17 protein-coding genes and 1 pseudogene are annotated in these 25,823 nt (G+C 60.5%); 13 read left to right on the forward strand and 5 right to left on the reverse strand.

From position 1 onward, the window contains the following. Positions 1 to 92: 92 nt before the first annotated feature. The 6 genes from M0D68_RS21015 to M0D68_RS21040 all read left to right on the forward strand — a co-directional run bounded on the left by M0D68_RS21015 (position 93) and on the right by M0D68_RS21040 (position 8,975). Positions 93 to 1,700: a bifunctional 3-(3-hydroxy-phenyl)propionate/3-hydroxycinnamic acid hydroxylase gene (locus tag M0D68_RS21015; protein ID WP_266225343.1), complete on the forward strand. Its 1,608-nt coding sequence runs from the start codon at positions 93 to 95 to the stop codon at positions 1,698 to 1,700. Between the two features lie 13 nt (positions 1,701 to 1,713). Continuing rightward, entirely contained in the window at positions 1,714 to 2,784 is a 1,071-nt protein-coding gene (locus M0D68_RS21020; protein ID WP_266225242.1) for a VOC family protein, read from the forward strand. A 34-nt stretch (positions 2,785 to 2,818) separates the two neighbouring features. After that, positions 2,819 to 3,775, forward strand: a complete 957-nt coding sequence (locus M0D68_RS21025) for a fumarylacetoacetate hydrolase family protein (RefSeq protein ID WP_266225244.1) — start codon at positions 2,819 to 2,821, stop codon at positions 3,773 to 3,775. Next, the gene (locus M0D68_RS21030) at positions 3,772 to 5,778 is read left to right on the forward strand and encodes an acyl-CoA synthetase (RefSeq protein WP_266225246.1); all 2,007 of its coding nucleotides are present in this window, start codon (positions 3,772 to 3,774) and stop codon (positions 5,776 to 5,778) included. The genes M0D68_RS21025 and M0D68_RS21030 overlap by 4 nt, the downstream gene beginning before the upstream one ends. A gap of 519 nt (positions 5,779 to 6,297) precedes the next feature. After that, positions 6,298 to 7,038: an OmpW family protein gene (locus M0D68_RS21035; RefSeq protein ID WP_266225247.1), complete on the forward strand. Its 741-nt coding sequence runs from the start codon at positions 6,298 to 6,300 to the stop codon at positions 7,036 to 7,038. A gap of 608 nt (positions 7,039 to 7,646) precedes the next feature. After that, complete coding sequence (locus M0D68_RS21040) at positions 7,647 to 8,975, forward strand: FAD-binding oxidoreductase (protein ID WP_266225248.1); 1,329 nt, start codon at positions 7,647 to 7,649, stop codon at positions 8,973 to 8,975. A gap of 65 nt (positions 8,976 to 9,040) precedes the next feature. Here the strand turns inward: M0D68_RS21040 and M0D68_RS21045 are convergent. The 4 genes and pseudogenes from M0D68_RS21045 to M0D68_RS21060 form a co-directional block, all read right to left on the reverse strand. Continuing rightward, positions 9,041 to 9,262 (reverse strand): annotated as a pseudogene (locus tag M0D68_RS21045) (DJ-1/PfpI family protein); the annotation flags it as partial. Between the two features lie 115 nt (positions 9,263 to 9,377). Next, entirely contained in the window at positions 9,378 to 9,713 is a 336-nt protein-coding gene (locus M0D68_RS21050; RefSeq protein ID WP_256457968.1) for a hypothetical protein, read from the reverse strand. Between the two features lie 838 nt (positions 9,714 to 10,551). Beyond that, a complete protein-coding gene (locus M0D68_RS21055; protein WP_266225249.1) occupies positions 10,552 to 10,683 on the reverse strand; it encodes a hypothetical protein in 132 nt (43 codons plus the stop codon). A 160-nt stretch (positions 10,684 to 10,843) separates the two neighbouring features. Further along, positions 10,844 to 11,428, reverse strand: a complete 585-nt coding sequence (locus M0D68_RS21060) for a TetR/AcrR family transcriptional regulator (RefSeq protein ID WP_266225251.1) — start codon at positions 11,426 to 11,428, stop codon at positions 10,844 to 10,846. A gap of 180 nt (positions 11,429 to 11,608) precedes the next feature. Between M0D68_RS21060 and M0D68_RS21065 the strand changes: the two genes are divergently transcribed. The 6 genes from M0D68_RS21065 to M0D68_RS36635 all read left to right on the forward strand — a co-directional run bounded on the left by M0D68_RS21065 (position 11,609) and on the right by M0D68_RS36635 (position 17,677). After that, on the forward strand, positions 11,609 to 12,625 hold the full coding sequence (locus M0D68_RS21065) for a hypothetical protein (RefSeq protein WP_266225253.1): 1,017 nt from the start codon (positions 11,609 to 11,611) through the stop codon (positions 12,623 to 12,625). A gap of 155 nt (positions 12,626 to 12,780) precedes the next feature. After that, positions 12,781 to 13,758: a zinc-dependent alcohol dehydrogenase family protein gene (locus M0D68_RS21070; RefSeq protein ID WP_266225255.1), complete on the forward strand. Its 978-nt coding sequence runs from the start codon at positions 12,781 to 12,783 to the stop codon at positions 13,756 to 13,758. 76 nt (positions 13,759 to 13,834) lie between these two features. After that, positions 13,835 to 14,434, forward strand: coding sequence for an NADPH-dependent F420 reductase (locus M0D68_RS21075; protein WP_266225256.1), 600 nt, complete (start codon positions 13,835 to 13,837; stop codon positions 14,432 to 14,434). A 681-nt stretch (positions 14,435 to 15,115) separates the two neighbouring features. After that, positions 15,116 to 15,430 carry a MarR family transcriptional regulator gene (locus tag M0D68_RS21080; protein ID WP_301713969.1) on the forward strand — a complete coding sequence of 105 codons (315 nt, stop codon included), beginning with the start codon at positions 15,116 to 15,118 and terminating at the stop codon, positions 15,428 to 15,430. A gap of 94 nt (positions 15,431 to 15,524) precedes the next feature. Continuing rightward, positions 15,525 to 16,463: an alpha/beta fold hydrolase gene (locus tag M0D68_RS21085; RefSeq protein ID WP_266225258.1), complete on the forward strand. Its 939-nt coding sequence runs from the start codon at positions 15,525 to 15,527 to the stop codon at positions 16,461 to 16,463. A 659-nt stretch (positions 16,464 to 17,122) separates the two neighbouring features. Next, positions 17,123 to 17,677, forward strand: a complete 555-nt coding sequence (locus M0D68_RS36635; protein WP_367619320.1) for a helix-turn-helix domain-containing protein — start codon at positions 17,123 to 17,125, stop codon at positions 17,675 to 17,677. Positions 17,678 to 17,833: 156 nt separating this feature from the next. Here M0D68_RS36635 and M0D68_RS21090 read toward each other — a convergent pair whose 3' ends face one another. After that, entirely contained in the window at positions 17,834 to 18,160 is a 327-nt protein-coding gene (locus M0D68_RS21090) for an HdeA/HdeB family chaperone (RefSeq protein WP_256457972.1), read from the reverse strand. 979 nt (positions 18,161 to 19,139) lie between these two features. Between M0D68_RS21090 and M0D68_RS21095 the strand changes: the two genes are divergently transcribed. Then, positions 19,140 to 25,697 (forward strand): autotransporter outer membrane beta-barrel domain-containing protein, encoded by a 6,558-nt coding sequence (locus tag M0D68_RS21095; RefSeq protein ID WP_266225260.1) that lies wholly within the window; start codon positions 19,140 to 19,142, stop codon positions 25,695 to 25,697. The last annotated feature ends 126 nt before the right edge of the window (positions 25,698 to 25,823 follow it).

Raw genomic sequence — 25,823 nt, forward strand, 5'->3', positions numbered from 1 at the left:
GAGTGACTGTGGAGACAGCAGCAAAAGATGGTTCCGTGCCGCACAGCCGGGATGGCGAGGGGTGTGCGCCGATTGGGGCGTTTCCGCGAGCCGTGGACGTTTTATTGGTGGGTTGCGGACCGGTGGGTGCAACGATTGCCAATCTGTTGGCACAGCACGGCGTGAACGTGATGGTTGTCGACAGGTCGACTGAAGTATTCATGGCGCCCCGTGCGATCGCGCTCGATAACGAAGCGCTGCGCATCCTTCAGCTTGCCGGCGTTGCGGAGAGCGATTTCGAGACGATCGCCATACCGCACGTCCGCATGAGGTCACCCATGCTGGGACTGTTCGGTAGGGTGAATTCGCTGGGCAGCCTGGATGGCCATCCGAAGCTCGTCACCTTCTACCAGCCAGACCTTGAGCGGTGCCTACGCGCCCGGCTCGCGACATACGACTGTGCGCATGTCGCCTTGGGGGTTGAGCTCAAGAGCTTCACAGAAGAACGGGATCACGTGCTCGCATCGTTAGATCTTGGCGAGGGGCGCACTCATGTGGTCCGGGCCCGCTATCTGGTCGGCGCGGACGGGGCGAGTTCATTGGTGCGCCAGCTCATTGGGCAGGAATTCAAGGGCAAGACGTTCGCCGAGGACTGGCTGATCGTCGATGCCCGCAACGTACCGCGTCCGATCGATCACATCGAGTTCATCTGCGATTACCGTCGGCCGATCCCGCACATGGTCGCGCCTGGTGGTCGCGAACGCTGGGAATTTATGCTCCGGCCTGGCGAGCGCCGCGAGGATATGGAATCCGAGTCGTGTATCCGGGATTTGCTTTCCCCCTGGGGCAGGGCGGAAGACATGATCATCGAGCGCAAGGCCGTGTATCGCTTCCATGCGCGCGCTGTCGATGCGTTCAGCAAGGGCCGGGTGTTCCTGGCGGGCGACGCGGCCCACATCACGCCCCCATTCGTCGGGCAGGGATTGGTCGCAGGTCTTCGGGACGCCGCCAACCTTTGCTGGAAGCTCGCATGGGTGGTGCAAGGACGTGCCCATCCAGAGATTCTCGATACCTATGACGAGGAGCGGCGCCCCCACGCGAAGGCGATGATCAACCTCGCGAAGTTCATGGGCAAGCTCGTCATGCCCCGGAGTGGCGTCGTCGCCTTATTGACCCACGGGTTGATGCGTCTGTCGAGATTGGTACCGCGCCTACGCGCGCAATTCGAGGAGCTGCAGATCAAGCCAAAGAATGTATTCCGCCGCGGGCTGTTCGTCAAGGGCCGCTCGTCGACGAAGCTTGTTCGTGGCGCAGTCATCGCGCAAGGCTGGGTGAGAGGTTCGGATGGCACCACGCGTCTGAGCGACGACGTGCTCGGGCAGGGTCTCGCATTGATCGGGTTTGGCGTGGACGCGGCTGCTGCGCTCGAGCACGCGACGGCCGCAGCCTTTGCGCGTGCCGGAGGGCGCGCTGTCCAGATTGCTCATCGGGGGCAACGACTGCATCTTGCCCCGCGCGACAGCTGGGAAGACCTCGAAGGCGTATTTCTTCCCGGGCTGGTGCCCCTCGGGTGGGCTGCCGTAGTGCGGCCCGACAAGACGATCGTCCACGACGGCCCGGCCACCGATGCAAACCGTATTGTGCGCGAGAGTCTCGCCTTGCTGGGTAATCCCTTGAGCGTGCGGATGCCGGAAGTCGAAACCGCTATTCGAACCGCCTGATTTCTTATTCGCTATGAAACTGACCACTGGACAGCCGGCTCGTCACCCCGATCCCACGACGAAAGCGTCGGCATTAGCCTATCTGATATTCGATCGGCCAGACCTCGGGAAGGCCGAGCAATTTCTCAATGATTTCGGGCTGCAGACCGTATCTCGCGGTGAAGCGCAATTGCTCCTGCGGGGAACGGGTGTTTCGCATTTCTGCTATGTCGTCCAGAAGGCGACGAAATCCCGGTTCGTCGGTTTCGGGCTAAAGGTCGACAACAGGGCCGATCTTGATGCACTTGCAAAACTGTCTGGCGCCTCTGAGGCCGAACGGTCATCCCTGCCCGGCGGGGGTTATATCGTACGGCTAACCGATCCTTCCGGCTTTCGCGTCGATGCAATATGGGGCCAGGCGCCAGCTTCGACGCTGTCTCATCGGCCGCCATTGCCGTTCAACTCCGTAGACGCAGCCGTCCGGATTAACGGGACGCAGCGACCGCCCGAGCGCGCGCCTGAAGTTATCCGGCTCGGACATGTCGTGCTCGAACTCGCCGACTATCAGGAAACCTGCGCATGGTATACGCAGCATTTCGGCTTCATCCCGAGTGATGTGCAGGTGCTTCCCGATGGCTCGCCCGTCGTCGTATTTATGCGGCTCAATCTCGGCGACAAGCCGGCCGATCACCATACGCTAGCGCTTGCACAAGGCTTCCTGCCTACCTACAGCCACAGCGCCTACGAAGTCGTCGATGCCGATGCGGTCGGTATGGGTCAGCGCGTCCTGCGCGAGAAGGGCTGGACGCACGCGTGGGGGATCGGCCGACATATCCTGGGCAGCCAGATTTTCGACTACTGGCAAGACCCGTGGGGCGACAAGCATGAGCACTATTGCGACGGCGATCTCTTTACGGTCGATGCTCCGGCAGGTGTGCACGCGGTGAGCCGCGAAGCAATGGCGCAGTGGGGACCGACGATGCCGCGCAGCTTCACGAAGCCAAAATTCACGCCGGCAAGCATTGTGGCGCTCTTCAGAAACCTGCGCCGCAGCCCCGACCTGACGCTGAGCAAGCTGCGGACGCTGGCAAAGCTTTTCGCTTGAACCCACCCCTTCCATAGAATCCGGAGATCGATAAATGGCACTTCACGTTCTGCATTATTTGCATCAAGACCGCGCCCAGTGGGGCGTGGTCGCTAGTGGCGCTATCACGCCGATTCCCGGCGAGTTCAAGTCGACCGCTGAGTTTATCGAGGCCAACCCGGTCGAACGGCTGTTCGTGCTGAGCGGTCCGACGATTCCCGAATCGGAAGTCCAATGGTTGTCGCCCGTGACCGCCAATCAGCAGTTCGTCTGCCAGGGCGCAAATTATCGCCAGCATATGATTGAGTCCGGGATGGACCCGGATGTGAAGAAATTCAACATGATCTTCACCAAGGCGACAAGCTGCATCGTTCCCGCCGACTCTCCAGTGGTCAAGCCCAACGAGGTGCAGTTCCTCGACTACGAGATCGAACTCGGTCTCGTCCTCAAACGCGACATTACGTCGCGCGAAACTGTCACCGAGGAGAATCTGCACGACTACATCGCCGGCGCCGTGATCGTCAACGACTATTCCGCGCGAGATATCCAGATTCCGCAAATGCAGTTCTACAAGGGCAAGAGCTATCGCTCTTTCGGCCCTGTCGGCCCTTACCTTTGCCTCCTGGAGAAACAGGATATTCCAAAGCTAAAGGAGCTCGTGCTGACGCTGACGGTGAACGGAAGTGTCCGCCAGAATGACTCCACGGCTGGCCTCGTCTACGGCCCGGCAGAGACCTTGACGGAGCTTTCCGCCATACATGACCTGCGCGCCGGAGATCTGCTCGCCACCGGCACGCCCTCCGGTTGTGCGCTGAGTATTCCGTCACCCGAAAAGCAACGGGCCGCGGCGCAGCTGCCTGATGCGGAAAAGTGGCGGCTTTTCCTGAAGATGCAGGAAGAAAGGCCTCAGTATCTGCGCGTGGGTGACGTCGTGGAGGCGCATATCGCCAGCCATGACCACTCGATCGATCTGGGCGTACAGCATAACGTCGTTATGGAACAGGCGGCATGAAAGGCGTCGCAAACGTACACGATGTCCTTGACATTGAAACGCAAGGGCATCCTGCAGATCTCCCGTCCAGTACCTACGAGATGATCTGTCGGGGCGCCGCCATCAATCCGCTGGCACCGGCCCTTTCGTTCTTTGCAACGGCCGACGACTACCGGAACGCCGAGTGCTGGACGTACAGCGAACTGATGCGTGATGTCACGCGAACTGCGAACATGTTTGCCCGCCTGGGAGTACAACGCGACTCGGTCGTCGCCTACGTTCTGCCCAACCTCCCTGAAACGCATTTTGTGATCTGGGGCGGGGAAGCCGCCGGGATTGTCTGCGCGATCAATCCGCTGCTTGAGGGCGACGCCATCGGCGAACTGCTCAACGCCTCAGGTGCTACCGTGCTCGTCACCCTGGCGCCGTTTCCCGGAGCCGACCTTTGGCAGAAGGTGCAATCGGCGCTGCGCAAGGTTCCTTGCCTGCGGCACCTGGTGCTCGTGAACCCGGCCGACCGCATGCCGGGCGAAAAGGGATTTGCGGCCCGGATTCTTCAACGCGGCGAGTGTTCAAAACTGCATGGGCCTGGCGGCGTTCGCAGTGCCGTTCCTTCGCATATCGGCATCCACGATTTCAGCACGGCAAACGCGCGGGAGTCAGGGACGGCGCTCGGCAGCGTGCGTCGAATGAGCATTGATGATGTGTCGTCGTTCTTTTGCACGGGCGGCACCACCGGGCTGCCGAAGATTGCGATTCGACGGCACGGCAACGAAGTGGCCAATGCGTGGAACGCAGGTCAATTCTTCGGCGAAAGCATTGGTCCGGGGAAAACGATTTTTTGCGGACTGCCGCTATTCCACGTCAACGCGGTGATCGTGACAGGCCTGCTGGCGTTCTCGCGTGGTGCCCACGTCGTGCTCGGGACACCTCAAGGGTATCGGGGCGACGACGTTATAAAGCGCTTCTGGGAAATCGTTGAGCATTACCGCGTCAACTTCTTCAGCGGTGTCCCGACACTCTACGGATCGCTGCTGGATGTCCCGGTTGGCGATCACGATATCAGTTCGCTCGAGTATGGACTGTGCGGCGCTGCCCCGATGCCGGTGGAATTACTTCGCGCTTTCCAGGATCGTACAGGAATCAGAATCCTTGAAGGTTACGGCCTCACGGAGGGTACCTGCGTTAGCAGCGTTAACCCGCCGCTTGGCGAGCTGAGGGTCGGTTCGATTGGTCTTCGTCTGCCCGGTCAGGCGATGAAAGCCGTGGTGGTCGACGAAAGCGGCCGGTATGTACGGGATTGCGTTGCGGATGAGGTTGGCCAACTGGTTATCTCCGGACCAAACGTGTTCGTTGGCTATACACGGCCGGAGCAGAACAGTGGCATCTGGATGGAGGGTGGTGACGGCAGGCTCTGGCTCAATACCGGAGATCTCGGCCGCTGCGACCCAGATGGTTACTTCTGGCTCACCGGCCGGAAGAAGGAGCTGATTATCCGGGGCGGACACAACATCGACCCTGCGGCAATCGAAGAACCACTGCATCGCCATCCCGCAGTCCAGATCGCGGCAGCCGTAGGGCGCCCCGATATGCATGCGGGCGAGTTGCCGGTTGCCTATGTCCAGCTAAAGCCGGGCACAGCGGCAACGGAAGCGGAATTGGCCGAGTTTCTGCGTCGCGAGATCAACGAACGCGCCGCATTGCCAAAGGGGATACGGATCGTGGACAAGATGCCGTTGACGGGCGTCGGCAAGATCTTCAAACCGGCGCTGAAACGGCGCGAAACGGCGGACGCGCTGGAGTCGGCCCTCGTAGAGGCCGGCGTCGAGGATGTAATCGTTAGCCTCATTGATGACAACTCGCTCGGAATGTCACTCCACGTCGAACTTGCCGACCCCGCGTTCGAAGCATTGGCGACTTCCGCGCTCGGGCGCTTTCCGTTTGCATTTTTGATCTCGGTCGCCGCGAGGCCATCACGGGCGGAGCAACCGACGGGGACAGCCCCAACGGCAACAGATGCGTAGGGCAGGACAATGTGACACGAGCCAAAATATCAAAGGGACCTGTTCGGTCGTGCGACCGGATTAAAGGTTGATCGGAAGTACCTGTCGCGATGCTGCATTGAAATGCGTGTCAGTGCATTTTATTTAGTAAACCTATTCGTTTGGGAGGAATGGAGGGTGAGTATTGCATCGGAAAGGTCTTTGCGTTCGCAGGTTGAAAAATGGTTCGGGCCGACCTCCTCGACACCGGTTCGGGTTACCTGATTCAGCCGCGCGCGCTCGAATCAGAGACCGTGCGTGCGTATCGAGCTACTGCTACCGACAGGCCCGCTTGGATTCTTTTTCTTCCAGCACCGCGACGGTAAGTGGTACGTGTTCTCGCCCGAGACGGAACGCCTGGCAATGCACGCTTACTAGAGTGCAGGGCGATTGGAGTAGGCGGCGTAGCTATACGAAAGACGGACAACAATCAATTAAATAGTTCGAACGGAAACACCACTGATTCACAAAATTTACAGACAAAGAGGCAGGAGAAGAGACATGAGGAATTACAAACGCACGATGAGTTCGGTCGGTATGGCGGCTTGCATCTGCCTAGCTGGGCCTGTCGATAATGCCAATGCGCAGTCGGCCGGAAGCATAACGCTGTCGACTGGATGGCTTCACATTGCGCCGCAGGGCGACGCAACGCCACTAACCGTGGAAAGCATTGGCGGGGTAGCGGTGAATCAGCAGCTATCTGGTAGCGGAGCGCATGCGAGCTCAACCGATACGGTGGGAATTACCACTGAGTACTACGTCACGGACAACATTGGTGTCGCCGTGCTTTTTGGACTACCAATGAAGGTGAATCTGATTGGCGACGGGACGCTGCAGAAGTACGGCAAGCTCGGCACAACAAGGCCAATGCCGCCCGCCATCGAACTTCGATACCATCTGTTTTCGGCCGAATCGAAATTCCGTCCGTTCATAGGGCTCGGTGTGAGCTATACGTGGTTCACCCAGGTTCGGACAACCAATAGCCAGTTTGTCACCGATAGCCTTGGTCCAGGCGGCTCGGCACGTGCGACACTCAGTTCATCGTGGAATCCTGTGTTCGAGGTCGGGGCAAACTACGCGATTGCGAAGCATTGGTCGGTCGGAGCCTCCCTTGGCTACGTTCCAGTTAAGACCCGCCTGACGTTATACGGGCAGACCGCGACTGGAACGCAGATCGTTTCCAAATCGACGCTTCGGCTCAATCCGCTTAACGTCTTCCTGAACGTCGCCTATACGTTCTAGCACGTACGGGTCGTCGATGCGCCAATCGACGGGTTTGAACGCTCATCGAACACTCGGAAATTATTCTTTCGCCACCAGGACCTGACTGCAGGCCGCGACGTCGCGGTCGATTACACATATTGCGACACACACTGCCGCAAAGAGGCCCGGCGATGCCGGGTCTCGGGCCCACAGCCTGAGCCCGACGACGACTGGATCAACTCGACCCACAACCGCCGGTCGCGTCCGTGCGCCTTCAACGGCCGCTTGCGAGGTGCTACGGCCATTCATTTTTCTAGTTCGTGCGGCAGCATGTCGGCCTTTGCCGCCGTTCGCACATCCTGGCTTGCACGTCCGCTAACCAGGAGGCAAGAGTGTGAGAATGTGGCTAAGCAGAAACCTGATCTCGGCAACAGTCTGCAAGATAGCAATTCAAGAATTGCCTCAGCGCCTGGTGGATCATCGTTGTATCCCTTTCGGATACAACAGGATCGTCCTATCAGCGAAGCGGTGGAACATACCAAAATCGTAGCCAGTATCTGCGGATGATGAAATCGCGCTTCAGGTGCGCATTTCGGACGGTCTTGACTGCAGTAACGTACTAAGAAGCGGCAACCAACGGCTATGAAATGCTAAGGATCGACGAAGTCACGGATAGTGAAGGTTTCCCCGATCGATGCGATGTCGCGGTAATTGGCGGCGGCATTATTGGCGTCAGCACCGCGTATGAACTGGCGCGACGCGGCGTCCAGGTGGCTCTGCTGGAAAAGGGCGTCATCGGCTGCGAGCAGTCGGGGCGCAATTGGGGCTGGGTGCGTCAGCAGAACCGCGACCTCCATGAGTTGCCGCTCGCGATGCAGAGCCTCAAGCGCTGGAGCGAACTAAGCGAAGAACTGGGCGAGGACATTGGGTTTCGTAAGGCGGGCATCCTGTACGGCACGGAGCATCAATCAGACATCGCGCAGTGGGAATCGTGGCTTGCCCGCGCCCGGGAAGTCGGCTTTAACAGCGAGATCCTCAGTGCGCGTGAACTGGCAGCGCGCATTCCGTCCGGACGTGCGAAGTGGGCTGGAGGGCTGTGGTCTGTCACGGACGGCCGCGCCGAGCCGTCGAAAGCCGCGCCTGCGATTGCTCGCGGCGCGCAAGGTCTCGGCGCGATGGTGTATCAGAACTGCGCGGTACGAAGTCTCGACACGAGCGCTGGGCGTGTCTCTGGTATCTGGACGGAGCGCGGCCGGCTGGCAGCCGACACCGTCGTTCTCGCGGGAGGCGCCTGGAGCGCGTTGTTCTGCCAGCATCACGGCATCGATCTGCCCGCCATCAACGTGATGGGAACGGCGTTGCGAACCGCTGAGGCGCCGGGGGTCATTGAAGGCTGTTTCTCCGGGCCTAACTTCGCGCTGAGGAGGCGCTTGGACGGGGGCTACACCATCGCTGTTCCCGGCTACGGACGCGTGGAACTCGCGCCGCAAAACCTGCGGCATTCGGTGAAGTTTCGCACCATGTTCCGCAGCAAGCTGAAGAAAAAACTGAAGATTCGCGTCGGCGCCAGCTTCTTCCACGGACCGGAGGCAAGCGCAACCTGGCGCGACGATGAAGTCTCGCCGTTCGAAGAAACGCGGGTGCTGAATCCCCGGCCTGATACCGAATGGCTCGAACGTGCCCTGCAAAATGTGTCCAGCGTGTTTCCCGAGCTGGCGGGCTTGCGGATCGCTCATGCATGGGCGGGCGCGATCGACACGACGCCGGACCTCGTTCCCGTCATCTCGAAGGTTAATGCGAAACCCGGTCTTGTGATCGCATCCGGCTTCAGCGGACACGGCTTTGGACTGGGGCCAGGCGCAGGCGTTCTCGTGAGCCGGCTGGTAATGGACGAGGCGCCGCAGTTCGACATTACACCCTACAGACTGGCCCGTTTTTCCGACGGAACGAAACTGAGCAGCCCCGAAATGATGTGAGTCGAGGCCGCGGGCGGGTTATCGCGGCAACCCACTTCGGGAGATTGAACCTCCAGCATGGTGCAACCGCCTGGAACGCAGATCACGTCCAACGGTGGACAATCCTCGAATGTCATTGTGGGCAGAGTGCTTAAGCCACGGTCAGATGAAACCGGATCAAGCGTCTTCCACAGAAGGTGTACTTCGGCGCCTGGCATGCGTCCGAAAACTTCAGCTGGTCCCGTCAAATCCAACTGAGTCAATTTGCGAAAGAGAATTAGTCCGATCCGAGTCTTCTCAATGTTCACGATCGTTTCCGGTTGGTGGGGTTACCAGCTAGCCAACAAAACCACATTCAGGCTCACCGCTCCCCGCAGCCCGTGCGACCTAGGTGCGACCGTACATCTCCCGACTAAACTGACCCTATGGGCACGGCACAAGGCCAACCGTCGATCCAAAGGTCTGTGAGCACATGTGCTGCTGATCGGGTTGCGTCCGCTGCGGAGTTTGTCTCTTGAATGGCGCGAAGTTCCGGTCATTCTCTTCAATCGACCGCGCATTTTGGTCCCACAGCGCCCTCGCTTCAGCGGGATGCGCAGTAGCCCACTTCGACGCTTGTTCTTGCTGTTGCTGGAGCTGAAGGTGATAGAGCTGCACTTCTTCGGGGGTCATTTTGTATCTATTTTGGGCGGGTGAGCAGCCCACGATCGCCAATGCCAGCAGGATGACTGCCACCGCCTTGCGCTTTCTCGAAGACATACACTTACCCCCACAGCATCATCGTTATTTGCATGGCCCTCACGAGCGCGCCGGAGATCGTTCTCGCGCTCTGCGCCGGCAATCACCAAGCCAGGTGCCAAATGATACCGATTGGTCTATCTTGAGGTCAAGTCCGAACTCCCTCCATGATTGATGTGCTGTCCTTTGCGCCTACCGCCCAATTGCCGAAGCAGAGATGTTTCGCATTGGCCTCGTCGGCGGAAAGGGGAAACTCGGCAAAGCGCCCCCGAGATTGACCGGCGGAGAGGAGGCGTTCGATTACGATCCCGTCGACCGTGCCGCGTTGCAGATTGCGATGGTGCACCGGAAACGCCGATAGGTCGTCCGTCAGTTATGCTGACGGTCATTCGGCAAATCAGAAAAAACCTGCCGGCTGCGCGGCATCGTCCCAATTAAAAAAATAATCTCTTATCGGAGGGGGTGAACAGGTGCGCCGAGGGTCGGCAGTTCCCCGGCTCCGCGCAGGTGAGTATCGCAGATGTCCTGCAACCAGCGAACGAGCGGGCACTGATAGTCCAACCGCCAGCCGACGGTGAATAGCTTCGCTAGAGAGTCTGAACCGCGAAGAGCCGAAAGTTTGAGAAAGTCGGGCGCCATGTTCGCCGATGTCCGGCCGAGTTCGGCTCGCGCCAACCAAGCGCCCTGTGCGCCGTTGGAGTCCGTCCACATCCGGGCGGACTCGACGAGATGGTCCGTACGCATCCAAGCGCCCGTACGGGCAGACGGACACTCAAGCGTCGGCTCCGCCCGGATAGCGGACTTTCAGTCGTCACTCGAACCCGCGTCGCCATCGTCTGAATCGGCGAACATTCCAGTCTTACTGACTACGGGCTGCGACTTCTGACAGGTTACGTTGCCCGCTCTTTGCAAGGATCTCGCGAAGGCGGGCGATATTGATATAGCCACTTGCTAAGTCGATGATGACATTGTGGTCGAGCGTGAGCTTCATAACTCGGACCTACTTCCGACTGGATTCTGAGCACCGAAGGATATGCACTCACCCACGGTGTGCCGACGGTGCGTCAGTCCACGAAAGGAAGCAGAGCATGACGCTCCAAATCGCGGCCCTGCGAGCGCCGGCGCTGGACCACTCTGTGCGGCACTGTCGGTCAGACAGCGCGAGTCCCCCGGGGCTTTGCAGATCTCACCTGACCGCTTTGAGCTGGCCATGCTTGCATGGCGACATCTGCGATCGCCTTCAGCTTTTGCGGGCCGCCTCCGTCTCGTGCCTGGACGGCCATTCCGCGGGTCACGGCGCTGTAGAAGGCAGCAAGTGCAGGCACGTCGGTGTCAGGCGGTAAGTCGCCGTCTTCGACCCCCTTGCGCAACCGCTGCGCCATCATCTCTTCAGCGTTTGCGCGGTGCTCGGCCATCGTCTCACGAATAGAAGCGAGTTCGGGGGGCAGGTGAGTGCCGGCCAGAGAGATCATGCAGCCCGATGGGTGGCTGTCTCGAGTGAACTCCACGACGGTAGCATCGAGAAGCTTCTTGAATGCTTCTCGCGTGTCGGCCGTGCCGAACAGTCTGCCAGCGAACCAGACTTCGGACATGCTCAGGTATGCGTCAGTCGTTTCCTTATAAAGCTGCTCCTTGCTGCCAAACGAGTTATAGAAGCTCGAGGGGCTGATCCCCATGGCATGGATCAACTGGTCAAAGGAGGCGCCTTCGTATCCCTGCTCCCAGAAGAGCTTCATGGCTCGGTTCAGGGCTTCCGTACGATCAAAGGTTGAGGGTCTGCCGCGGCTGCGCCGGGGTTGGGTATCGTTTTTTGTAGTCATGGCTCCAAAATTAATTGACATGCTGTAGAGATGAACCTATTCTGCCATAACGGAGCGATCGCTCCAATAATCATATGCTTGCGAAAGGAGTCTCTGATGCAGCGAATTGTTCACACCAACCATGGCGAGCCCGCCGAGGTGCTCACGCTGGAAGCATTTTCCGATGCCCCTTCTCTTGTGAGCGGAGCGGCGCTTGTGCGTGTGTCCGCCGCACCGGTTCATCCGGGCGACTTGCTGGGCGTCTCAGCTTCCCCCGCCTTCGGGGCGGCTCCCTTCATCCCGAGGGGGGGGCGAGTGCCCGGCGTCGAAGGTGTAGGGGTGGTGGAAGCGCTGGCCGCTGACATTGCCCCTTCACACCGGATTCAAGTCGGCACACGTGTGGCCTTCTTTCCCGTCAACGGTGCCTGGAGTTCCAGGATCGCCGCGCCTGTCCAGTCGCTGATACCCGTGCCCGATGAAGTGAGCGATGAGGTCGCAGCGCAGATGTTGGTCAACACGTTGACGGCACGCCTTGCGATGAGGGCTGGTCACAACGCGTTGCCCGAAGACAAGCGCGAAGATGTCACGGTTATTCAGACGGCTGCCAATTCCGCCGTCGGAAGGCTGCTCACTCATCTGCTCGTCGAAGCGGGCGTCAATCCGATCCTGCTCGCCGGCTCCGCGGCGAGCGCGCAAGCGCTTAAAGCTGCTCGCCCCAGCCTTTCTATCATCGCCACGGAAAACCAGGGCTGGAAGGACGAACTTCGCGCTGCGCTTGCGAACAAGCCCGTCTACGTGGCGTTCGATGGCGTCGGCGGTGCGCTCTTGCCCGACGTAGCGGGCTTCCTGGCCCGGGGCGGAGCGATCATTAGCTACGGCTCCCTGGGAGGAGCGGCGACGGACATTCGTTCCATCGCCCCTCAAGCGTTGACCATCAAGGGGGTGTCGTTGTTCAGTTGGCAATTCGAAGCTGCGACGGTACGCGAAGCGGACCTGGCCAAGGCGCTCGAGTTGGCACGCAACTTCCCGAGCCTTTTCCCAGTGGCGGAACGATATCAGGCGAGCGACTACCTGCGAGCGCTCGAACATACGTACCGCAGGGGAAGGACCGGCATGGTGCTGTTCGCGTTCTAGCGCTACGCGTCCTGCGCAATGTGAGGCGCTCCTCGTCGTGAGGGGCGGCCTCGTAGCGTTCACCCCGGTCTTTGCACGATTTCGAAATGAGCGCCGAGCGCCGAAGTATTGCCTCTCGGCTTTCCAGCCAAGCATCTTATGAAAGGACGCAAGCCATGCGTGCTATCCAGAACACCGCTTTCGGCGACCCCGTCGAGACTCTGAAACTCGTTGATCTTCCGGAGCCGGCCAGCACCGGCCCGGATGAAGTCCTGATTGCGATGGAGTATGCCCCCATCAACGGCAATGACCTGGCCGTCATCACGAATCGCTTTGCCTACTCGACTCCGCTGCCCTCGATCGTGGGCAATGAAGGCGTCGGGCGAGTTCTGCAGGTAGGCTCGAATGTCTCCAACGTGAAGGTCGGCGACCGCGTATTACCCCCGCTTTATGCGTTGACCTGGCGCGAGCGCCTGGTGATCCCGGCCAAGGGGCTGATTGCGCTGCCTGCCAGCGTCGATCCACGTCAACTGGCCATGCTGCGCATCAATCCTCCTACGGCCGTACTTCTGCTCGGGCGCTTTGTTGACCTCAAAGAAGGCGACTGGATCGTGCAAAATGCGGCCAACTCCGGCATCGGCCGCACGGTGATCGCGTTGGCGAAGAAGCGCGGCCTGCGGACCATCAATTTCGTACGTCGTCCTGAACTGGTCAAGGAACTGGAGGAAGCTGGTGGGGACGTCGTTCTCGTCGATGAGCCGGGCGCCACTGACAAAGCCAAGGCCGCGGTCGGTCCGGGCAACGTCCGTCTGGCCATCGATGGCTTGAGCGGTTCGGCTGCGGTGCGCCTGATCGACGTGCTGTCGCAAAACGGTACGCTGGTGAGCTATGCGTTCACAAGCGGCGAGCTGGTCACTCCGCTCAAGGCCGTGGACCTGCATCTTCGCGGCATCGTCGTGCGCGGCATATACATCGACCTTCCCGAATATCTGCCGTACATCATGGACGCAATCAAGGAGTCTGCCGAGCTGATGGCTCGCGGCGAGCTTGAGCTGCCTGTGGCTGCCGTCTATCCGCTTGCGGACTTCCAAAAGGCCGTCGCGCACGCAATCAAGGGTGGCAAGGTGCTGCTCGACTTGCGCTCATCGAACTGACCTGGCTGTTCTACCAGGTGCCGTGCTCCTGGACGAGCATGGCTTCATTGACTTACGTTGCCGCTGAGGTGTCGAAATGAAGATTGGTTTTATTGGAGCCGGTGCTGTAGCGCAGTCCATCGCCAGGAGTGCCATTCAAGCGGGACATGAGGTTCTCCTGAGTGCTCGTCGTGGGCCGCAGGCTTTGGGCGATGTCGTGGCCGGACTCGGTCCGAACGCGTCGGCAGATACGGTCCAGGAGGTGGCTCGGCTCGAGCTGGTCGTGCTCGCCGTTCCGTGGCTTCAAGTCCCGTCGGCCTTGAGTGGGCTGCCCAATTGGGCGGGCCGCATTTTGGTGGATACCACTAACCCTTTTACACAACTGGAGCCGGAGCTCGTTCTGGCAGACTTGGGGGGCACGGGCGCCAGCGAGATCGTCGCGGCACACGCGCCAGAGGCTCGCGTCGTCAAGGCGTTCAATGCTATCCGCATGGAGCACTACGACAAGGGCCCGAAGTTTCATGACGGAAAACGCGTCATCTTCGTCTCCGGTGACGACAAGGACGCAAAGGCGGTGGTGATCGGACTCGTCAACGATTTTGGCTACGCACCAGTGGATCTTGGCGGTCTGGTTTCGGGCGGTCGCATGCAGCAAGCGGGTGGTCCGATTGCTGGCCGCGACTGGGTCGTCGCATAGGACTGCAAGGTATGCAAACCAATGTCGCGTTATGTCGGGAAGCAGAGCGGCTGGATGTCCGGTTGTCTTTGTGATCTGCCGTTGGCGGGACGCCACTTCGACTGTCGAGGCCAGAGGGGTCAGCCGCGAGCCACCTGGTCCTCGCACGGCAGATGTGTATAGATGGATTGCGGTGATAACGCGGGTTATCGCCGCAAAACTCGCCAAGGCATTGTGGAGCAGAGCGGTGGCGATAACACCCGTTATCGTGGCAAACCTCGGCGAGGCGTTGTAGAGCAGGGCGCTCTAAGCGGTGTTGGCGCGATTTTGCAACGCGCAGGGCATGGAAAGTCTGCTGGTCGGCGAAAGCCGCCACTCGCATGTCGACGCTGGGATGCCCGCTTTCTGCGGTACAGCGGTCGTTCGACAGCAGCCATCGCGAACGACCGCTGTGACATCAACGAATGCGTACTTTCGACCCTCAACTGCCTCTCAAAAGAGGCTTCGGAAGGTCTCAACCTCGGAGTAATGCGGACGGTCGTGAGGGCGACTACGGCGGCTTCGTCAGCCGCGCTTGTCGGGAGGCTCCCTAACTCCTCGCGCGCGGATCGGCCCGGCGCAGAGCTTACGCGCCCCGCACTGTTCGCCAGATGGGCGGCTTGGAATGTTTCGTCCTCGAAAATAAGCTAGCATTCGCAGTGTCTGGTCATGCTGGCGCTGTGGGGGCACGATGGCATAACGTTGAGGACGGTCGCCGAGCGAGTGTTCCTGGCCTCCGCCACGCTCACCCTACTTCTGAAACGTCTGGAAGCGGCTGGGCGCGTCAATCGTTCACACGAATCCACTGACGAACGTCAGGTGCTGATTACCCGGGGCGAAGATGACAGAGCGCTCAAAGCAGCGGTCGCAATCATTTCGACGACTGCCCTGAGAGCCACCGGCATCAACCGTCAGTCATTTGAACAATTGTGGGCTGATCTGATTCAATTACGCCGTAGCCTTGACATCGCCATCTGATGTCGCGCACTGACGAGCAATGTCGTCTGCTGTCAGGGAATGAAGGACGCAGACTTAACATGCCGCTCCAACGTTACCTAATAACGGAGTCTCCATGAGTACAAAGAGTCCGCCTACCGATTCCCGCCCACGCAGGACTGATCCGAGCGGATCGTCCTCATCGACGATCACCTATCACCGAGCGGAAGTTGACGGTGTTGGCGTCTTCTATCGAGAGGCGGGCCCCAAAGACGCACCAACCATCGTGCTTCTTCACGGGTTTCCATCGTCGTCACGGATGTTTGATAGCCTCATTCCGCTGCTCGCGACACACTATCACCTTATCGCACCAGACTATCCTGGCTTCGGCCACAGCGACGCACCACCACCTTCGCAGTTCGCCTACACGTTCGATCACCTAGCCGAAACGATCACTGGCCTGCTCGAACAGCTTCACATCGACCGCTACAGCTTTTACCTGCAGGACTACGGCGGTCCGATCGGATTCCGAATCATGCTGGCACATCCCGAGCGTCTTGAAGCGCTAGTGATCCAGAACGCCAATAGCCACGAGGAAAGTCTCGGGAAAAAGTGGACGGCCATCAAGGAGTACTGGGCTGATCCTGCCGCGCATCCAGAAGTGTTCACCGCGTTCACATCGTTCGACAGTACAAAATATCGTCACGACGGTGAGAGTCCGAACCCCGAACGCTACAGCCCGGACACCTGGACGGACGAGTACGCCTTTCTCAATCGTCCGGACCAGTCTGAAATCCAGGCCGCGCTGCTTTATGACTACCGTACGAACGTGGCGGCCTATGGAGCTTGGCAAGAATGGATGAGAACGCAACAGCCTCCCGCGCTCATCCTGTGGGGACGCTACGACAGATCCTTCATTGCGGCCGGAGCTGCTGCCTACCAGCGTGATTTGCCAAATGCGCAGGTCCATCTGCTCGACGCAGGCCACTTTGCACTTGATGAAAAAGTGGATGACATAGCGGCACTGATGAACGAGTTTCTCGACGCGTTCTATCTGCGACAAGCGGATGAATGACCATCGACTCCGGGCATTGATCGGGCACGTCAGCACCGGCGATTGGTTGCTGACTGACTAACCGCGGGGAGTCGGCGCGGATGCCGGCGGCATGCTTGAGGTGCGCGCCGAGCGTCTAATGCAGCACCAGTGAGAACTCAGTTCAGGGGTAGCAGGTAGCTGGACTGGTCCCACCAACGCGAGGGCTTGGCCACAGAAAGGTCTGCACCCGCAAACAAGTCCACAAATTATCTGGCGCAAGCCCCGAGAAGACAGCTTGCAGCTTATCAGCAGACGTTCACCGGCCCAACCCGAAGGGCCCTTCTTGGCCGATAGCGCCAGTTCGATAAACGTGCCACCGTGAGGACGCTGGAATTGTCAATGGCAGCTTTCCGGCGGTATGTGCGGACGCGTAGTGCCGGCCACGAACAGACGTCCGTCTAAGTATGTCGAACGACCGAAAAGCATTCCGCAAACAGCCATTCAGAAAATCCGGCGATAAGGTGAGTTTGCCGCGCAGTTGGCCCGACGCCGTGCTTTCCATAGTATTTCAGTAAGCTTTCGACTGTATATCTGGCTGCCGAGATTCCAAGTCGCCCGTCGCGAAATTTGTATTGAATCGTGTATAAATACGGAGACCGCAATACGACATAACAACCGATTCATTTGCGCGCAGGACGATGGGCAAACCGATAGACGATATTCCTCTCGCACAACGTAGGGCTCTTGCCGCCAGGCTTCTGTTGAGCGGTGATGGTATTAGCGAAGTTTCCAGGAAGGCTCGACTGAGTCTTCCGACCGTGAGCAAGTACAAGGACCTGGTTGAAAGGGGCGGGGCTGACGCCCTTGCTCGCCTTCGCATCCACGGGGGGCCCTCGCGACTGGATGATGCTTCGCAAAGCTGGCTCGTCAGCGCGATCAAACACTCACCAGGGCTTCACGGCTATCCAGGGCCGACCTGGACCATAAGCCAACTGCGCGAATTGATCTTTCGGCATTTCGGCGTCCAGTTTTCACCTTCGCATGTTGGCTACCTCGTTCGGGGTTATGGCCTCGCCTATCGACTCACCTATTCAACTTCAGAAAAGGCGTCACCTGCTACCGCTCATAAACCACCGAGCGACGTCCATGCCGCGCGCCGAAAGGTTGCTGCGAAAATGTTGCAGCATGGTCGACGTTTTGCGAAGCTTCGAGCCACTCACGCTGACGCGTCATCGCGGCGCGCACCGTTATGACGTCTTCAGTCCGAAACTGGGGCGACGTCTGGCGCTATACAGACGCAGCGCTTTCGATGCGGACTGAATTCTGTACGCGCGAGGCCCCGTCGGTCTGGAAGCGGTGATCAGGACGCTCGCACGCATCTCGTCAATTGTGACCGACGCGGGAACACATTATGAATGCTCAAACAGGGAAAGTTTCTTCGTTTTGACCAAGGATCTGACTTTCGACACGAACGAAGCGTGCGGGTCCAGGGTGCAGGCTTCCATTACGGTCTCTCCCACAGGATGCGCAGTATCGACTACCAGCGTGTCTGTTTCCTTGACGCCGAGTTTGTCGACGCCGGCAACCCAGTAAACCAGGGCCGGTCGATACGCTTCGTCGACTGCAACATAGTCGGCACAGCTCATTTTCGCGGGGCTTACTTTTTTCTCCTGTGCGCACGCTGCTTGAGCAGCGGCTAAGCAAATCAAAACCATGAGAATTTTGGCGGATTTCATAAAACACTCCAAGAAAGGAATAGGTCGAGCCCGTCGCGAGGCTTGCGACTGACGAGATGAAAGACCGACGAATGCGCGTCTGAGCCGACAGTCCTGTGTATCCTAGAGTTCCAGAATTAGGCCAGCGTTAACCGGCGAAGATTTGCCTTCGACCGTGTTGCCCGACTACCTGAAGCTTCGGCGCGCGCTGGTGGTTTGAGTCATGAATCCGGCATGTTCAGGACACACTCAAAAATTTACAGTGGAAAGATATTGACGACGTGGTTGCTTGCTGTCATCATCTTTCCACTGTAAAGCTTATTTCGCGCTGCACGCCGTTGAGCGGACGTGGACGCAAGGTCCGCGGGTAGAAACAATCGTTGCGCTCGGCAAGCCGCATTGCATCGAGGTCCGATCAGGACCCGTCCGCATTTTCCATGCGGATCGGAATGATGCTCCGAAGAGATTCGCTCCAACACGGCGCCAGGTAGCGGGTCGCGCCGATGACGATTGGTCAAAGGAAGATTGCGGTCTGACCAGACAAAGTCATCAAAGGCATTAACGAAAGCTCCGCCGGTATTCAACACCTTAGGAATGCGATGCGATGTCGAATTGAATTTCGACGGAATCGTGTCGCCTGTACGTACGCCAACACATTCTTTCCGATTTGACAGGACATCTCATGTTGAGCTCCAGATTCTTTTCCTCCAGCAGCAACATCGTTCCGTTTCCAATGCGGGCGTGTACGGCGTCAATCCTTCAGTCGTTCGCGCTTCTTTCCATCGCCGGCGCTAGTGCTGGCCTGTTCGCTGTCCCCGCCTTTGCACAAGGCGCATCTGCCAACTCAGCGGCCGCTTGCAGCCCAGCCAGCGGCACGCCATACCAGATCATCCTGTGCGGTAGTGGCGGAGGCAATAGTCAAACCGGACAGTCACCTTCCCCAATCGTTGTATCGGTTACTTCGCCACAGACTTTGACTGCGACGCCCACGTGGGGCGCAATGCAACTGGAGACGTATGGCGGAGCGGGAGGCTCAGGCAACACAGACGGCAGCGACGGCGGCGCAGGCGCGGCGGGAAGCAGTATCACTGCCGCCGTCGGGGCAAGCGTCAACGCGTCCGGGGCGAACCCGGGCGGCATTCTGCAATTCATCTCACAGGGCGGCGCCGGTGGCGGCGGGCAAGGCGCCAAGATTGGAACGGTTGGAAAGGGTGGCGCGGGAGGTGACGGTGGGCAGATTCAGGTGACGATGAACGGTTCTGTTTCTTCCACGGACGCCTCTTCACCAGGGCTGACCGTGCTCTCTCAAGGCGGATCGACGCTGTACGGCGACGACGGCAGCCTTGGCTACTATCCGTCGAAGTCCGGAAACGCTGGAGGTAGCGGGCCGGTGAGCGTTGCGATTGGCGGAGTGATCTCGACGGTCGCGACCGGTGCGATCATTGGAGCCTTCGGCGGCACCGGCGTGAAGGGCGCGGACGATAACGCAGGCGTCCTGTCGGCGGCAGGCAGCAATGGGGGCGATGGCGGCTCGTCCAGTTCGCCCGTAGAGGCTAGCGTGACGGGCACCATTCAGTCCTCGGCCGGGGATGGCATTGACGTCCTTGCGCAAGGTGGCACCGGCGGCCAGGGCGGTTTGGGTCAATATTCGTCGGGAGCAAGCGGTGGCGCCGGCGGGGGCGGCGGGTCGGCTCCGCAGAGCACCCTGACTATATCGGGCAACGTCAGCGCAGCGACACGTCTCTATCTGGGTGTCGTACCGTCCAACGGCGCGCTGGTGCGAAGTGCTGGCGGCCAGGGCGGCGACGGAAATACGGGAAACGGAGGTGACAGTGGTACCGGCGGTAACGGTGGCAACGGCGGTCAAGGCGGTAACGCTACGTTGACGCTTCAGTCCGGAGGATCTGTTACTGGCGGAGTAAATGTTTTGAGCGCAGTTTCAGTCGGCGGAGACGGTGGCGCCGGCGGTGATGCATCTGGCACCACGACAACGGGCGGCAATGGAGGCCTGGGTGGCGTCGGCGGCAATGCAATCGTCGACGTCGGGCAATCGCCCACGGGCGTCGCGGGCGCCGCGACGTCCGTGACCGGCGCGCCGCATCAAGCGACGGTAGGGGTCTCAGCGATCAGCTATGGCGGCGCAGGGGGGGCGGGTGCGTGGGCGGCGGGCAGCAATTATGCGGGAGGTGGCACAGGCAATACCGGGGGACAGGCGGGATCGGCATCGGTCACCATCGAGAGCAACGGCATTGTCATCACTCAAGGCGACGATACACCTACCACTTCATCCACGGTGGCTCCAGCGGTGCTGGTTCGCTCGAATGGCGGGGTGGGCGGGGCGGGCGGCAAAGGCGCAGCGATTGGTACCAACGCCGGTGACGCGGGTCAGGGCGGCGCAGGCAGTACCGCAACCGCCGTTATCAATGGCGCAGTGAGCACGAGTGGCAGTTTCGCGGATGGCGTGCTGGCACAAAGCGTCGGTGGCATGGGCGGTAAGGGTGGCGACGCGAGTGGCATCTTTTATTCGCGCGGCGGCGCAGCCAGCAATGGCGGTGCGGGCGGTGAGGTCTACGTATCGGGCAGTGGCGGCAGCATTACCACAACCGGTACGGGCGCTGATGGCATTCTTGCGCAGAGCGTAGGGGGCGGTGGCGGAAGTGGCGGGAACGCCGCCTCACTCGGCAACCTGGCATTCGGTGGCAATGGCGGTGCCGGCGGCGACGCACAAGCCGTCACGGTCGGCTTCTCAGGCAGCGACTCCAGCTCTGCGGCTCTCAACGACACCATTATCACCCGAGGCGACTCCGCCGCCGCCATTGTCGCGCAAAGCATCGGCGATGCGGGTGGCAACGGCGGCAATGCTTTCGCGGCAGGCATCATCGCGCCTACCCTTGCCATCGGTGGCGACGCCAAGGGCGGCGGTAGCGGCTCGACTGTCACCGTACAGAACGATGGCCTTGTCACGACCTTCGGTCAGCAGTCAGGCGGCATCGAGGCACAGAGCATCGGCGGCGGCGGCGGCAACGGCGGCACTGCCGTTGCGCTCAATGCCGGTGTTCAGGTCTCCACGTCTTTCGCGCTTGGTGGCTCCGCAGGCTCCGGGCAATCCGGCGGCGCGGTGACGGTGACAAACAATGATCAGGTCTCGACATACGGCGCCGATGCTTATGGCATCAAGGCCCAGAGCATCGGTGGCGGGGGCGGTCAAGGCGGTTCGGCGCTGGCAAGCGCCGTCGCTTTGAGTGGCGATCCTGAATTTCCGACGACCTCGGTCAGCGTCGCCATTGGCGGCGGCGCGGGCGCAGGCGGAGACCAGACCAAAAGCCCGGTCACAGTCAATAACGCGGGCCTCGTCACGACCGCCGGAGATGGCGCGATCGGCATCATCGGGCAGAACATTGCCGGCGGCGGTGGCAACGGCGGCGACTCGACTGCATCGTCGTATGCGAAGGCGTCAAAAGACGGCACCAGCATCTCGGCGAGTTCGAGCGTTGGTGGCAAGGGCGGAGCGGGCGGCAGCGGCGGCGCGGTCACCGTCAACGGAAGCGGAGGCCTGGTTGCGACGATGGGTGCTGACGCATACGGCGTCCTTGCGCAGAGCGTGGGTGGCGGCGGTGGCGTAGGCGGCACCGGCGACTCGACGGCGTCCACTAGCGGCGGGACTCAAAGCTTCAGCACGTCGATTACTGTCGGGGGCTCCGGTGGCACGGGCGGCAGCGGAGGTTCCGTCAACGTCAATAACAACGGCAACGGTACCGGCACCAACATAGTTACCGCGGGCGACGGTGCAAATGCCATCCTCGCGCAAAGCATCGGCGGTGGCGGCGGCGCGTCAGGCGGCGGTACGGGCGCGGCAAATGGCAGCAACAATAGGCTGAAGCTGGCCGTAACCGTGGGCGGCAACGCCGGCAAGGGCGGGACCGGTGGACAGGTGACGGTCGACAATAGCGCAGCCTTGCTGACGAAGGGTGCGGATGCCGATGCCATCATCGCGCAAAGCATCGGCGGCGGCGGCGGTAAAGCGGGCAAGGGCGCCTCCACGACCGGCGGCGCGCAAAACCCCGAAACGGTGATCAACAACATGACGAATGCGCTTGCCAACGGGTTGGGCTTCGGCTCGGGCGGTGCGACCAAGGTTGCGGATGGCGTGTACCAGATCAGTAACGACGTGCTGAAAGGCATTAAAAACATCTCGCAGTTGAACTCGGCGATCACCGGCGGTGATTCGGGCGGTGTTCAAGCGGTGCGTGATAGCGATGACGATGACGACGCCGGCTCGGCCGGTAGTCTCACCCTGCAGGCGACGATTGGCGGAAAGGGCGGCACTGGCGGGATAGGCGGAAGCGTCAGCGTCGCCAATACGAACGCCATCGAGACGGACGGCGTTAAGTCCGACGCCATCTTTGCACAGAGCATTGGCGGCGGCGGTGGCGTGGGCGGCGCGACGACCTTTTCTGGCAGCGCTAACGGTGGAGACACCGGAGACAGCAGCAACACTAGCGCGGGACTCACGCTTGGCGGCAACGGCGTAAGCGGCGGCGACGGTAACTCGGTCACCGTCGCCAACAGCGGCTCTATCGTGACGAACGGTGTTTCATCGTATGCGATCGATGCGCAAAGCGTCGGCGGTGGTGGCGGTAAGGGCGCCGTCACCGGCTCTCAGGACGGCGCGCTGAAGAATTTCAACGTGACCGTTGGCGGATCGGGCGGCGCGGGCGGCAACGGCAGCACCGTCACGGTGACCAATGATGGTGTGGTTGCCACCTCCGCAAACGAATCGTTCGGCATTCTCGCTCAGAGCGTTGGCGGCGGCGGCGGAACGGCCCAGGTGCTGTCCAGCGACGTGGGTGCATCGGATAGTGGAAACAACCCGAAAATCAGTGTGACACTCGGCGGAAGCGGCGGTGCCGGCGGAGCAGGCAATACGGTGCAGGTCACCATGGGCCAGGATGCGCCCGGCAGCGTCACCACGAGCGGCGCGGATGCGATTGGCATCGTGGCACAGAGCATTGGTGGAGGCGGCGGCACGCTCACGACCACCAGCGCGACCAACTCGACCACTGGCGGCGTCCAGCAGACAACAATCGTACCGCTTCAAATCGGCGACAAAGATGGCGCGAGCGGCAACGGCGGTGAGGTTGACGTGACGCTCGGCGCAGCGCCGCATTCGAGCGACTCGTATGTCCTGACAACGGGAGCCGGTGCGTACGGCATTCTGGCGCAAAGCGTGGGTGGAGGCGGAGGTTTGTTCGTTGGCGCGACGCCGGGCAGCTCTCTCGCGACGCTGTTTGGCGGTACGAAGCAATCTGGTGACGGTGGCGCCGTCACCGTAAACATGAACAACACGTCCTGGATCTCGACAAGCGGTGCGGGCGCCGTCGGTGTTTTCGCGCAAAGCGTGGGCGGTGGCGGCGGCGTGATCGGCAGTATGCAAAACGTCAATCTGGCTTCCGGGTTGCAAGCGACGCCGACCGTCGAGAGCGGCCAGGGTGGCAATGTTTCGGTCAATATCGGAAGCAACAGCAGCATCGTCACGGCCGGGGACGGTGCCCATGCGATCTTCGCGCAAGCGGTGGGCGGAGGCGGTGGCGTTATCGCAGGCGCGAATAACTCAGGTTATGCGTTCGCAGGAGCGAGCCCGGCCAAGTGCAGTAGTTCGCAGCCCTGCACGGGGAACGTCAGCGTCGCGCTGGGCGGGGGCTCCATCGTTCGGACTTCAGGCCAGGGTGCGTATGGCATCTATGTACAAAGTCGCGGAAACGGCTCAAACAATACGTCGATCAACATTGGAAGTGGCGGCGCTGTCGAGTCGTGGGCCAACTCGGCGGGTGGCATCTTCGTTGACGGCGCGGGGACGAACACGATCGACAACTCCGGCACGATCGACAACGGCACGCTCACGAACAAGAACACGCCGAGTGCCAACGGAATTGTCGTGGCATCGGCATCGACGACACCGGTGGCGATTACCAACGAGGCGGGATCCAGCTTTTACGGCAATACCACGCTTGCCGATGGCAGCACGATCAACGGAAAGCCTTCCTCGACGCTGAGCGCGACGTCGCTCGACCTCGGTGGATCCCATAGCACGTTGATCAACGGCGGCACGCTTGAAGTTGGCGGTTCGGCGATCTCGTCCTTGCAGATCAACGGCAACGTCGTGCAGCAGCAAAGCGGGCAGCTCATGATCGACAGCGACCATGTCGCGGGAACGAGTGACCGCGTGACCATCACAGGTAACGCGACGCTCGCGGGCGAGGTGGTCATGCGTCCGACGCGCCTGACCAACAGCACGCTCGACGTGATGGACGTACACGGCGTACTCGACGCGTCGCAACTGCAGGCGAGCAATCCGTATCTCGTCAACTATACGCTGGCGGCTCGCAACACGCCAAATTCGCAAGACGCGGGTGAGTCGCTGTATGTCACGCCGCACGCGAACTTCGCCGGGAGCGCGGCAGGTCTGAGCGCGAGTGCACAGTCGGTGGCGAACCACCTGCAGGCGAACTTCGATTCGGGTGCAGGCGCCAATGCGCTGGGCACCCTGTTCGCGCAGTTGGCGAACGGCGTTCAGAACCACGCCGCTTATAACGCTGCGCTCAACAGGCTGGGCAATGAAACACAGCAGGCCGTAGGCAATGCAGGTCTCGTGGCAAGCCATGCGTTTGTCGAGCGCATGTATAGCTGCCCGACCTTTGATGGGACCGCAGATACGATGATGCACGAGCACGACTGCGGATGGGGGCGCGTCATCGATAACCATACGAGCGCGGATGGCTCGGACGGCCTCGGCTACAACGCCAACACCTATGCCATGCAATTCGGCGGCCAGCACGGCTTGGGCGATGGCTGGTTCATCGGCGGCAGCGTGGGATACGGCACGACGACTCTGGACGGCTCGGACGGCGTGGGCGACGTCAACGCACACGGTCCGCAGTTGGGTATCGTCCTGAAGAAGGAAATCGGCCGCTGGACGATCTCCGGCGGTGCCGATGCGGCCTATGGTTGGGACGACTCCACGCGCAACGTCACGTTACCGGGTTCTGCAGTTCAGGCGAAAGGTGACTTCAATACCTACGAGGCCGGACTGCACTCGCGCATTGCCTATACGATTCCGATGAATGACTGGTACATGAAGCCGTATCTGGACGTTCATCTCGTCCATTTCCATACGGGCAGCTACACCGAGCAGGGTGCGGGCGCGCTCGATCTCGCTGTCAACAGTTCGAGCGGCACGACGCTTTCGGCCTCGCCGATGTTCGAACTGGGCGGACGATGGGCTTTTGCCAATGGCATGGTGCTGCGCCCGGACGTCGCGGCGGGCGCGGTTTTCCACGACCGGAACCATTGGGCAACGGACGCGCAGTTCGTCGGCAGTGCGCCGGGCGTCGCGCCTTTCACCGCTGTCTCATCGGCTCCGTCGGCGCTGGCGAAGGTGAAGCTAGACATGAACCTCAGCGTTTCGAAAAACACCGAGATCAAGCTGGAATACGGCGGCCAGTTTGGAAGCGGGTATCGCTCGAACGAAGGGATTTTGCGCGTCAATCATCTGTTCTGAGGGGGTAGGTGATTGAGGCGGGCGCGGATATCGCGCGCTCGCCATCAAGACGCGGCGCGAGGTTCGCGTTCATGAGCTGAGATAGATCAGCTCACTCCTGCTACGGGTTCGCTAATTCTTCGCTCA

Source organism: Paraburkholderia sp. SEWSISQ10-3 4, assembly GCF_030464785.1.
GTDB classification, from domain to species: domain Bacteria; phylum Pseudomonadota; class Gammaproteobacteria; order Burkholderiales; family Burkholderiaceae; genus Paraburkholderia; species Paraburkholderia aspalathi.